Source organism: Psychrobacter sp. H27 (assembly GCF_059072655.1).
In genome coordinates this window covers 1,556,457-1,569,306 of record NZ_JCACRX010000001.1, presented here as the reverse complement: position 1 = coordinate 1,569,306, position 12,850 = coordinate 1,556,457, and the positions used below count along the sequence as shown (strand labels likewise).

Annotated in this window: 9 protein-coding genes; 7 read left to right on the top strand and 2 right to left on the bottom strand. The window is 43.4% G+C overall.

Going from position 1 to position 12,850, the window contains the following annotated elements; translation table 11 throughout:
• Window positions 1-158 precede the first annotated feature (158 nt).
• A complete protein-coding gene (hisD, locus tag AC5JPY_RS06260) occupies window positions 159-1,454 on the top strand; it encodes a histidinol dehydrogenase (protein ID WP_443526987.1) in 1,296 nt (431 codons plus the stop codon).
• A gap of 75 nt (window positions 1,455-1,529) precedes the next feature.
• Entirely contained in the window at window positions 1,530-2,654 is a 1,125-nt protein-coding gene (gene hisC / locus AC5JPY_RS06255; protein ID WP_443526986.1) for a histidinol-phosphate transaminase, read from the top strand.
• 150 nt (window positions 2,655-2,804) lie between these two features.
• Here the strand turns inward: hisC and AC5JPY_RS06250 are convergent, their stop codons facing one another.
• Complete coding sequence (locus AC5JPY_RS06250) at window positions 2,805-4,514, bottom strand: anthranilate synthase component I family protein (protein WP_443527043.1); 1,710 nt, start codon at window positions 4,512-4,514, stop codon at window positions 2,805-2,807.
• A gap of 3 nt (window positions 4,515-4,517) precedes the next feature.
• Window positions 4,518-5,753 carry a beta-ketoacyl-ACP synthase II gene (locus AC5JPY_RS06245; protein WP_443526985.1) on the bottom strand — a complete coding sequence of 412 codons (1,236 nt, stop codon included), beginning with the start codon at window positions 5,751-5,753 and terminating at the stop codon, window positions 4,518-4,520.
• A gap of 552 nt (window positions 5,754-6,305) precedes the next feature.
• Here AC5JPY_RS06245 and AC5JPY_RS06240 point away from each other — a divergent pair.
• From AC5JPY_RS06240 to tuf, 5 genes are all read left to right on the top strand, one after another.
• Complete coding sequence (locus AC5JPY_RS06240) at window positions 6,306-7,400, top strand: EcsC family protein (RefSeq protein WP_443526984.1); 1,095 nt, start codon at window positions 6,306-6,308, stop codon at window positions 7,398-7,400.
• A gap of 471 nt (window positions 7,401-7,871) precedes the next feature.
• The gene (gene rpsL, locus AC5JPY_RS06235) at window positions 7,872-8,246 is read left to right on the top strand and encodes a 30S ribosomal protein S12 (protein ID WP_011281154.1); all 375 of its coding nucleotides are present in this window, start codon (window positions 7,872-7,874) and stop codon (window positions 8,244-8,246) included.
• 207 nt (window positions 8,247-8,453) lie between these two features.
• Window positions 8,454-8,927, top strand: coding sequence for a 30S ribosomal protein S7 (gene rpsG, locus AC5JPY_RS06230; protein ID WP_057761735.1), 474 nt, complete (start codon window positions 8,454-8,456; stop codon window positions 8,925-8,927).
• Window positions 8,928-9,267: 340 nt separating this feature from the next.
• The gene (gene fusA / locus AC5JPY_RS06225; RefSeq protein WP_319050998.1) at window positions 9,268-11,394 is read left to right on the top strand and encodes an elongation factor G; all 2,127 of its coding nucleotides are present in this window, start codon (window positions 9,268-9,270) and stop codon (window positions 11,392-11,394) included.
• Window positions 11,395-11,617: 223 nt separating this feature from the next.
• The gene (tuf, locus tag AC5JPY_RS06220) at window positions 11,618-12,808 is read left to right on the top strand and encodes an elongation factor Tu (protein ID WP_319050997.1); all 1,191 of its coding nucleotides are present in this window, start codon (window positions 11,618-11,620) and stop codon (window positions 12,806-12,808) included.
• Window positions 12,809-12,850 lie beyond the last annotated feature (42 nt).

The window sequence follows — 12,850 nt, the reverse complement described above, 5'->3', positions numbered from 1 at the left end:
GGTTTTGTTGTCTTGGCTTGCCAAAAAATAAAATATAAGTAAACTCTACATTAGAAGACAGCGAATAAGCCATAATTTTATAAAAATTAAGCATACATTAGTTATGTTTACCTCATTTATTTTTAGAAGTATTTTATGCTCAGATATAGGATTAGGTCATGCGCCAGTTAAGTACCCAAGATGCCGATTTTGATAGTCAGTTGACACAATTGCTTGCTTTTGAAACGGTTAACGACTCTGAATTATTACATACCGTTGATGACATCATCGCACAAGTACGTGCTGATGGCGATAACGTCGTGTTGGCGTTGACCCAGAAATTTGATCATCACCCAGCAACAGCGATGCAAGAGTTAGAGCTTTCTAAAGAATCGCTGGCTGAGGCATTTGCCAGCCTAGATGATAAAGTAAAGGCAGCACTGACTACAGCTGCGACTCGAGTGCAGACATTTCATGAGCGTCAAGTACAAGAAACGTGGCAGTATGAGGATGAGCTGGGTAACCGTTTGGGCCAGAAGGTTACGTCACTTGATCGTGTTGGCATTTATGTCCCAGGTGGCTTGGCCTCTTATCCTTCGTCGGTATTGATGAATGCTATCCCTGCCAAGGTCGCTGGCGTCAAAGAAGTTATCATGGTCGTGCCAGCACCCAAAGGCGTGCTTAATCCTCTAGTGTTGGCGGCGGCACATTTGTCACAAGTTGACCGTGTTTTTACTATTGGTGGCGCACAAGCGGTAGCAGCGTTGGCTTACGGTACCCAAACCATTCCAGCCGTGGACAAAATCACAGGACCTGGTAATAAATATGTCGCAGCAGCCAAACGCGCGGTATTTGGTCAGGTGGGTATTGATATGATTGCTGGGCCCTCAGAGGTGCTGGTATACGCAGAGGGTGAAGCACAAGATCGTGCCGATTGGCTGGCGATGGATTTATTGTCACAAGCAGAGCATGATCGCATTGCTCAAGCTATCTTTGTGACCACTAGCGAAGATCAGCTTAAAGAAGTGGCAATGGAGATCGAAAAAGCACTGGCTGAGCTGCCAAAAGCAGATATCGCACGCGATTCGTTGCAGAACCGCGGTGCGCTTATTTTAGTAAAAGACCGTAGTGAAGGCATGGCACTGATCAATCGTATTGCTCCTGAGCATTTGGAGCTCTCTGTTGATAACCCTGATGCGCTATTAGATAATATTCGTCATGCCGGTGCTATCTTTATGGGACGTCACACGCCTGAGGCTATCGGAGATTATTGTGCAGGTCCGAACCATGTGTTACCGACGTCTGGTACAGCGCGTTTTTCTTCGCCGTTAGGTGTCTATGACTTTCAAAAGAAATCATCTATTATTTATTGTACCCAAGCTGGCAGCAAGCCATTGGCTGAGACGGCTGATATTTTAGCGCAGCGTGAGGACTTAGAAGCCCATGCACGCTCAGCACGTTATCGTTACCAGTAAAATATATTTGAGCGTTTTCTTATTTACTTTTAATATGTATTTAATAGTCTGTCTGACTAATTAGCAGGATAATTTATGAGTGAGTCAAAGATAGATACCAGACTTTGGTCATCTAAAGCACGCAATTTGTCACCTTACGTACCGGGCGAGCAGCCACAGCATGACAATTTGTGCAAACTGAACACCAATGAAAACCCGTTTCCACCGTCGCCAAAAGTAGGAGAGGCAATTGCCAAGGTATTGACGCAGCAAGCAGAAGAGCTGCGCTTGTATCCAGCGCCCGAGTCTAATGATTTGCGTGCGGCATTGGCACAGTCATATGATCTAGATATCAACCAAGTGTTTGTTGGTAATGGTTCAGATGAGGTGTTGGCACTTATATTTGCCAGCTTCTTCCTAAAAGAGCGTCCACTGTTGTCACCTGATATCAGCTATAGCTTTTATCCTGTCTATGCACAGACCTTTGGTGTACATCTTGTTAAGATACCCCTAGAAGAAGATTTTAGTATCGACCCTGATGCGTACCGCCAGCCTTGTAGCGGTATCATCATCGCCAACCCGAATGCACCAACTGGTTTGCTATTATCGCTTGCTGATATTCGTAAGCTTGCCAGCGAACACTCCAATGCCGTCATTGTCATCGATGAGGCTTATATTGATTTTTCTCAGAGAGAGTCAGAGACTCAAGTATCAGCAGTAAGTCTGATCAATGAATGTGACAATATCATCGTGACACAAACCTTCTCAAAGTCACGCTCATTAGCTGGTTTACGTGTCGGCATGGCTTTTGCCAATGCGTCATTGATTGAAGCATTGACGCGTATGAAGAACAGTTTTAATAGTTATCCGTTAGATAAGCTGGCACAAGCTGGAGCGACGGCGAGTGTGCTAGACGTGGACTACTTCGAGCAGACTCGTCAACAAGTCATCGACCTGCGTACGTCATTGACAGAAGCGCTGATAGCATTGGGCTATGACGTATTGCCGTCACATGCCAACTTTGTCTTTGTCCGCCCAAAAGGCGGTGATGCTAGTGGAGTGGCAAGTGCGTTACGTGAGCAAGGAATTATCGTTCGTCATTTTGACAAACCGCGTATCAATGAGTACTTGCGTATTACAATTGGTACAGCAGAGCAGAACAGCCGTTTGATTGAGGCTTTGACAGTGTTGCATGCCGATAACAGCGTTACTAGTGATTAATACAGTGTTTTCAATACTTATATCAACGCGCACATCGTAATGATTAGACAGATGTACTAAGAAGTAATAGATGTATTAAGAAGTATTGAAAAAGCCTGCTAACGCAACGTGAGCAGGCTTTTTTGGGTCATAAGAAAAAGCGCAGTACAATTATTTATATTTTTTAGCCAGCACCGCTAGCAGATTACCTACCTTGTCCAAGCACTCTTGGTATTCGGCATCGCAATCTGATGCAACCGTGATGCCGCCACCAGCCCATAGGTTGAGATGTCTTTCGCTGACAGCCTCATCATTCCACGATGCATTGGCCTGTAGCGTACGAATGAGCACATTCCATTGACCACTACCATCAAAATTCATATAACCCATCGTGCCGCAATAGGCACCGCGAGCTGAGGTCTCTAGTTCAGAGATGATTTCAACAGCGCGTTTTTTGGGTGTACCTGTGATGGAGCCAGCAGGCAAACTACCGAACAACACTGCCAGCGGATGAGTATTCGCTTTTAGCTCAGCGATGATCGTGCTGACCATATGATGAACATTACTAAAGCTCTCAATCGCGAATAGCTGTGGTACTTTTACACTGCCGATCTTGGCATACTTGCCCAAATCATTACGCAGTAAATCCACGATCATGACGTTTTCGGCACGATCTTTCTCACTATCGATCAGCTGTTGTTTGTGAGCGTCATCTTGATCTTGATCGAGGCTACGCGGCATGGTGCCTTTAATAGGCTTGGTTAAGATATGATGTTTGCCAGTATCGCTGTCTTTTGTAAAGGTAAAAAATAATTCAGGTGAGCAGCTTAGTAATTCAAATCGGTTATCACCTGTGGCATCGCTGCCACTTTCACTTAAGTGTTTGGCAGTATAGTCATCAACGCTCAGGTAACCTGCAAAAGGGGCTTTTGTATTGTAATGCAGCGCAGGGAGATAATCGATAAGCGCGACTGTTGGTTGGTTAGTATCATTGTTATACGGTAGTTTGCCAGACCACTTTTGCGTCAGATTGATCTGATAGCAGTCGCCTTGCTGTAGGTAGTCTTGAGTACGATCAAATGCTTGCTGATAGTCACGCTTGCTCCATTGTGCAGTTAGAACAATAGGCTCTACCTTGGATGCGGTTTCAGATAGTGTTTGAGAAAGGTGTTTCTCAACCAACTTGTGATCTAACTCGTTTAGAGAAGATATAAGAGCAGTCAAAAGCTTCTGCTGTGCTTCACTGTCGGTAGTGTCATCCGAATACTTATTGGTTTGATGACTAGTGAGCTCCCAACCTGTATCAGCTATATGGGTGAGATAAATATCATAATGACCTAATGAGGCACAAGGCTGCTGTGCCAATTCGATACTATCTGTAGGGCTTAATTCATGAGCGGCAATATCGTAACCAATAAAACCTATTAGACCGTGATGATAACCGGGATTTGCATTTTCTAAATTCGCATTTTCTACATTTATGTTTTTTGAATTGTCACTATTGGTATCATAAATTTTGCTGTAAGCAATCAGCTCATCTTGCCAGTCTAGATAGCTTATATAAGACGCCGTGATAGATTTGCTAGTGTTAGGGCCATCGCCACGCCAGATTTTAACCACTTTGTAGAGATTGCTAGAGCGCTGTTTATCAGTAGGATACACAGACCAGCTGACTTTCGGTAACAGACCAATGACTGGTTGCTTATGGTTATTTAGCCAAACAAGCTGCCAATTTGCTTCATTATCTTGATTGAGCAAATGGTGTTGTAGATGGGTCATCAACTCGGCAGCAGATAAATCACCAAAACGCCAGCTAGAGTTAATAGCTGGCGATGGGGCAGAGTCTATCTGGCTGGTTATATTTTGATTTGGTACAGGCATCATTTAACCGTCGAATTTTTTTATGATTAGCGTAGCATTAGTACCACCAAAGCCAAAGCTATTACTCATCAAGGTATCAAGGTCAGTTTCACGCATCTGGGTGACAATATCGAAGCCTTCAGCTGCAGGATCTAGGTTATCGACATTGATACTTGGTGCGATAAAGCTCTCTTGTAGCATCAATAAGCAATAAATAAGTTCTTGAGCACCGACAGCACCTAAGCTGTGACCTGTCATGGATTTGGTAGAGCTGATAGCAGGTACTTTACTGATGTCATTATCAAAGACTTTGGCAATTGCTTTTAGTTCTGTGATATCGCCTAGCGGTGTGCTCGTACCGTGGCTGTTGATATAATCAACGCTTTCTAGACCAGCTTCGGCTAGGGCTTGTTGCATACAGCGCACGGCACCTTCACCACTTGGGGCAACCATTTCTGCACCATCAGAGCTAGCACCGTAGCCGACGATTTCAGCTAATATATTAGCACCGCGTGCTTGTGCGTGCTCTAAACTCTCAACTACTACCATTGCACCGCCAGCAGCAATGACAAAACCATCACGATCTTTGTCATAAGCTCTTGAAGCAAGTGTTGGCGTGTCGTTGTATTGCGTACTGACTGCACCCATCGCATCAAACATACAAGACTGCGTCCAGTGTTCAGCTTCGCTACCACCAGCCAGTATGACGTCAGCTTTGCCCAATTGAATAAGTTCGGCAGCATGACCGATACAGTGGGTCGAGGTCGCGCAAGCAGAAGAAAGCGAGTAGGAGACCCCTTGGATTTTTAGACCTGTGGCTAAGGCTGCTGATACTGAGCTACCCATAGTTTTGGGTACGGCCATCGCACCGACACCGCGTAAACCTTTTTCGCGCATAGCATCTACGGCGTTTACGATATTTTCTGTTGATGCGCCACCTGAGCTGGCGACAACGCCTACGCGTGGGTTATTATTAATGGTCTCAAGTGATAACCCTGAATGCTCAATAGCATTCAAGGCACTAACATAAGCATACAAACTGGCATCGCTAAAGAAGCGTTTGAGTTTGCGGTCGATACCGCTGGTATCTAAGTCTGATTGGTTGATACTACCACTCACGTGTGACTTGAATTCATGCTCGGCATGAGCCTCATTAAATGTAATGCCAGACTGTCCTTCTTTGAGAGCAGTGGTAACGGTGGCTAAATCATGTCCGATACAAGAGACAATCCCTGCTCCAGTGATAACGACGCGGCGCATATGCTATTCCTTATAAGTAACGACTTGCTAGCAGTTGGTTGCAATAATCGTTGCAAATCTATATATGATATTTAACGATGAATTAATGTGAGCATTATAGTAAAAAGTAGTTCATGTAGAAGAGATAACGATAGCACGAATTTAGGTAACTAGACTCTATTAACAGTCTATTAAAGGTAATATTAACTCAGTGTACAATTATGCTCTCAATTACGGCACATGATAACGTATCAAGCGCTGAAAATCTTTGAGCAAATGTAAAAAAACGACTAACCGCCCCTTGTCGTTAAGGCTTATTAACAAATACATGTTCACAGACGGTCTTTGCTAAATAGATTTATTGGCGTTAGATAGAAATCAGCGAAAATATTGTAAATGAATTAAAAGCCATGGATAAGTGATAAAAAATTCAATTATACTTTTAGATACAAAATTTGTGACCGTGATAACATTGTTCGCACTGACAAAGGTTACAGCGGCTGGCTAGAATGACAGCTTGACTATTATTAAAACAAAACCAATTACCATATTCATCACATTAAGGACATCACGATGGCAAAGCGTAGTACTCTTTCTAAAAGCATCAATACTATTGGCTCTTTTGCTCGGAACAACCTAGAGCGTATGGGCGCTATGATTGATAACGTCAATGCCAAAACAGGCAAGCCGCGTCAATACAAAGCGGTAGATTTAGGGGATGAAGACTATCAACAAGACTTGTTTCGTGAACAGACGCTAAAAGCAACGCAACAGTTATTAGGACCACGCTTTGCTATGTATGGCAAGTACGCCAAAAAAGTGGTACCAAATAGTTTTTTTCAGTCGACAGTTGATAGTGCATTTGCCCAAGTAGCTAACCTTGCATCGAGCTGGAGTCAGTTAGATTTACCGGATGAGCACCGATTTGCCAATATCGCAACCTTAGATGACGAAGAGCGCTATGCGCTAGCGACAGATATCGCCAACCAAAACCGTGCGCTTGCAGCAATTGGCGGCATAACTGGTCTGGCTGGATTGCCAGGATTGCTTGCTGATACATTATGGTTATTATTGGTCTCGTTACGTACGATTTATCAAATCGCATCTGTGTACAATAAGCCATTAACAGGTAAGCAAGGCGTAAAAATGGCTTATGAGCTACTTTCCAGTGCAGACCTGAGCAAAATGCAAGAAAAACAAGCATTGTTAGCAGGTATGGGTATTGGTAAAGGTTTACTTGACAATGCTCAAAGCAGTGGATTACATAGTGAGCTCAAAAACTTAGGTCTAAAAAATAAAAATGTGAACTATTATGCCGAGCAAATAGATAGCATTGCCAGTCAAGTAGGCATTGATCTTGACCAGATCGATCTATCATGGGTTCGCCGCTTTATCCCTATCACTGCAGTAGCGGTAGGGGTGCATTACAATAGTCAATTAATCGACGAGGTTATCGGCGTTGCTCAAGCGACTTTTGCACCAGAAGCGAAAATGGTCAATCGCGCCATTACTGATGATAGCAGTAGCGAAGCTGAAGTAAAAAAAGCAAGCGATAGTGACAACACTGCAGAGCAAAATACGAAGGGTGAAAATGAAACAGATAGTGATAAAGACAATAGTGATGATAAGCTATCGGATAAGCAAACATCTGATAAAAAGACCAAATAAGTATCAATATCCATGCTGATATTGGTTACATACCCAGTCAGCATGGAATCATCACTATAGTATCCATAACGTATTATCTATAATAAGCAATCTGCTTGCATAAATATCAGTATTCACATTGGTACTTGTTTAGATTTCATAAAAAGCTTGAAAACTAGAGCAACCATCACAACATATGCATTATCGAGCAGTTTTTAATATCTTCTGTAAATCCAGCTTGAGACTGACCTATCTGCTTTATTTATTGAGTTATTTTTTAGTTAAAAATTTATAAAACGGCATAGCGTCAGGCTGGATGCATATCATCAAATGTTGTAAAGTTAAACCATAGATAAGTGGTTGAAATAGCAGCAACAACTCTTTATAATACACTGTCCTAAAAATGGGTGCCCCGAAATCTGCAAATATTGTCAGATAGATGGTGCATTGGCCCATTTTTTTGTTTTATACCAAACGGGAGAAGGATGCCTTATGGCAACAACTAACCAATTGATTCGTAAAGGTCGCAAAACCATCAAGGAAAAGTCAAAAGTTCCTGCGTTGGAAGCGTGCCCACAGCGTCGCGGTGTATGTACTCGTGTATATACTACCACGCCAAAAAAACCTAACTCTGCCATGCGTAAAGTATGTCGTGTACGTTTGACTTCAGGCTATGAAGTATCAAGCTACATCGGCGGCGAAGGTCATAACCTACAAGAGCACAGTGTTGTTCTTATCCGCGGTGGTCGTGTAAAAGATCTACCAGGTGTACGTTATCACACTGTTCGCGGTGCACTAGATTGCGCAGGCGTTAAAGACCGTAAGCAAGGTCGCTCTAAATACGGTGCTAAGAAGCCTAAAGTTTAATAACTAAACGTTATTGAATAAGCTTTTTGCACTACCCAATAACTGTGCATGGGTTTGGTGTCAGTAGTCACATTACTTTTATATAAGTCGTGTATGCTCGAAACATACCACCATGCAGTAAGGCTAACTGATAACTTGCTATTTTTTATTAAGAAACATAGTTGATGTTATGAATGTTAGACACTCCTGAAGACAAGGAAATTTATTATGCCAAGACGTCGCGTCGTTGCTGCCCGTGAGATCCTACCGGATCCTAAGTTTGGTAGCCAAACTGTTGCAAAATTCATCAACCATGTAATGAGTGATGGTAAAAAATCTACTGCTGAGCGTATCGTTTATGGTGCACTTGAGACAGTAAGTGAGAAGCGTAAAGTTGAAGATCCAGTATCTTTCTTCGAAGAAGTGCTTGAAAATGTACGCCCAATGGTAGAAGTAAAAGCTCGCCGCGTCGGCGGTGCAACCTATCAAGTACCAATGGAAGTACGCCCCTCCCGTCGTACTGCCTTGGCTATGCGTTGGTTAGCTGAAGCTGCTGCTAAGCGTTCTGAAAAATCAATGGCTTTGCGTTTAGCTGGCGAATTGAATGACGCCGCTGATGGTAAAGGCGCTGCTATGAAGAAGCGTGACGAAGTTCACCGCATGGCAGATGCCAACAAAGCATTCTCGCATTACCGTTTCTAAGCTACTTTTTAACAGTAGCTTGAGACTAATGGTTTAGGCCAACTAGTCTTACATTGTTGTTTATTCTATTGATTGCCGCCATCATTTATCCAGTTGTATAGTAAGTTCATTTATTAACTGAGATGGCGGAAATCTATCAAGATGTTTCTTTTGAAAATAAAATTTTTATTAGAGAGCATCCCGAATTTGATGCCACACTATTCTTAGTATTTGCTCTGTTTTTGTCCGCATTAGGCTCAATAATCAGTAAGTAATATTACGAAGCTGAACGCTTTGTCATAGAGTATGAGGTAGAGACACAATACATTATTATATACACGACTTTTCCTAGGAAAACACTATGGCTCGTAAAACTCCCCTAAAACGCTATCGCAATATTGGTATCTCAGCGCATATCGATGCTGGTAAGACAACCACTACTGAGCGTGTTTTATTCTATACCGGTGTTAGCCACAAAATTGGCGAAGTACATGATGGCGCAGCCACCATGGACTGGATGGAGCAAGAACAAGAGCGTGGTATTACTATTACCTCAGCCGCAACAACTTGTTTTTGGTCAGGTATGGCCAAGCAGTTTGACGAACACCGTATTAACATCATCGATACCCCAGGTCACGTTGACTTCACGATCGAAGTTGAACGTTCTATGCGTGTACTTGATGGCGCTTGCATGGTTTACTGTGCAGTAGGCGGCGTTCAGCCACAGTCTGAGACCGTATGGCGTCAGGCAAACAAATATAAAGTACCACGTCTTGCATTTGTAAACAAAATGGATCGTGTTGGTGCTGATTTCTATCGTGTTATTGAACAGATCAAAACTCGTTTGGGTGGTAACCCGGTACCATTGGTTATCCCAATTGGTAAAGAAGATGACTTCGAAGGTGTTGTTGACCTAGTTACTATGAAAGCCATCTATTGGGATGAAGCGTCTCAAGGTATGAACTACGAAGAGCGTGATATCCCAACTGAACTACAAGACAAAGCGGACGAGTACCGTGAACATCTTGTAGAAAGCGCTGCTGAAGCCAACGAAGAGTTGATGAACGAATATCTAGAAAACGGTGAATTGAGCGTAGAGCAAATTCATACCGCTATTCGTCAGTTGACTATCGATAACGAAATCATCCCACTTCTTTGTGGTACTGCCTTTAAAAACAAAGGTGTACAGAAGATGTTGGATGCTGTTATTCAGTATCTACCAGCACCAATCGACGTACCTGCTATTAAAGGTATTCTTGATGACAAAGACGAAAGCGAAGGCAGCCGTGAAGCATCAGATGAAGCACCTTTCTCAGCACTAGCATTCAAAATCATGAATGACAAATTCGTTGGTAACTTAACCTTCGTACGTGTTTATTCTGGTGTGATGAAGCAGGGTAGCAGTGTTTATAACCCAGTTAAAATGAAGCGTGAGCGTGTTGGCCGTATCGTACAGATGATGGCAAACTCTCAAGAAGAGCTTCCAGAAATCCGTACTGGTGATATCGCAGCTCTAGTCGGCATGAAAGATGTGACTACTGGTGATACGCTATGTGATGAGCAAAACGTGATCACACTTGAGCGTATGGAATTCCCAGATCCAGTTATCTCTCTAGCAGTTGAGCCAAAGACCAAAGCTGACCAAGAAAAAATGTCAATCGCGCTTGGCCGTTTGGCAAAAGAAGATCCTTCGTTCCGTGTACACACTGACGAAGAATCTGGCCAGACGATCATCAGTGGTATGGGTGAGCTACATCTAGAGATTCTAGTTGACCGTATGAAGCGTGAGTTCAACGTTGAAGCAAACATCGGTGCGCCGCAGGTTGCTTATCGTGAGACGATTCGTAACACGGTTGAACAAGAAGGTAAATTTGTACGTCAGACTGGTGGTCGTGGTAAGTTCGGTCATGTTTGGCTACGTCTTGAACCACTTGATCCAGCTGGTGACACTGAATACGAATTCGCTGAAGAAGTTGTTGGTGGTACAGTACCAAAAGAATTCCACGGTGCCGTTGATAAAGGTATCCAAGAGCGCATGAAAAACGGCGTACTTGCTGGTTACCCAGTAGTTGGCGTAAAAGCGACCTTGTATGATGGTTCTTACCATGACGTCGATTCTGATGAATTGTCGTTCAAAATGGCAGGTTCTATGGCCTTTAGAAAAGGTTTCATGGCAGCTGACCCAGCTCTACTTGAGCCAGTAATGAAAGTAGAAGTTGAAACGCCTGAAGATTACATGGGCGACATCATGGGCGATCTTAACCGTCGTCGTGGTTTGGTACAGGGTATGGAAGATCTACCTGGCGGTACTAAACAGATTCGTGCTGAAGTACCATTAGCGGAAATGTTTGGCTATGCCACTCAAATGCGCTCTATGTCACAAGGCCGTGCAACTTACTCTATGGAATTCCAAAAGTACGCTGAAATTCCAAAATCAGTTGCTGCTGAGATCATCTCTAAGTTCAACTCTAAAGATGATGACGAGTAAATAAAGCTTACTGAAGGTGACAATATAGAGTATATCTGTGTATTGTCACTAAAGAATAGACCAATAACTTGTTAAAAGACTTGTTATTGGTCGCAATTTTCTTATAATATCTGCACATTAGTATGTGCACCCTTTTAACAATTATCTTAATGTGGTCAAGAACACCTCAATTATCATATTTATATGAGTTGAGCCTTGGACCCCAAAAAAAGAGGAAATACCCATGGCAAAGGCCAAGTTTGAACGTAACAAGCCACACGTCAACGTCGGAACCATCGGACACGTTGACCATGGTAAAACCACCCTTACCGCTGCAATCGCAACCGTAGCTGCAATCACCTCTGGCGGCGAAGCAAAAGACTACGCGTCTATTGACTCAGCACCAGAAGAAAAAGCACGTGGTATCACCATCAACACCTCACACGTAGAATATGACACAGACAGCCGTCACTATGCCCACGTAGATTGCCCAGGTCACGCCGATTATGTTAAAAACATGATCACTGGTGCCGCTCAGATGGACGGCGCAATCCTAGTTGTATCTGCAACTGACGGCCCTATGCCACAAACTCGTGAGCACATTCTGCTTTCACGTCAGGTTGGCGTACCGTACATCATCGTATTCATGAACAAATGTGACATGGTTGATGACGAAGAACTACTAGAACTAGTAGAAATGGAAGTTCGTGAACTATTGAACGACTACGACTTCCCAGGTGATGACACGCCTATCGTTAAAGGTTCAGCTACTGAAGCCCTAAAAGGCTCAGAAGACAAATATGGCCAACCAGCCGTAGTAGAACTACTAAACGTACTAGACACCTACATCCCAGAGCCAGAGCGTGACATCGACAAAGCATTCCTAATGCCAATCGAAGATGTATTCTCAATCTCAGGTCGTGGTACCGTAGTAACTGGCCGTGTTGAATCTGGTATCGTTAAAGTTGGTGACGAGATCGAAATCGTTGGTATCCGTGACACTCAAAAAACTACCTGTACTGGTGTAGAGATGTTCCGTAAACTGCTTGACGAAGGTCGTGCAGGCGAAAACTGTGGCGTACTACTACGTGGTACTAAGCGTGAAGACGTACAACGTGGCCAAGTACTAGCTAAGCCAGGTTCAATCACGCCTCACACTAAGTTTGACGCTGAAGTATATGTATTGTCAAAAGAAGAGGGTGGTCGTCACACACCATTCTTAAACGGCTATCGTCCACAGTTCTACTTCCGTACTACTGACGTAACTGGCGCAATCCAATTACAAGACGGTACTGAAATGGTAATGCCTGGTGATAACGTTGAGATGGGCGTAGAGCTTATCCACCCAATCGCTATGGACAAAGGTCTTCGCTTCGCTATTCGTGAAGGTGGCCGTACTGTAGGCGCTGGTGTTGTTGCTAACGTATTGAACTAATCATTAAGTCTCAGTAATGAGCTTATGAGCTAGTCATAAAAA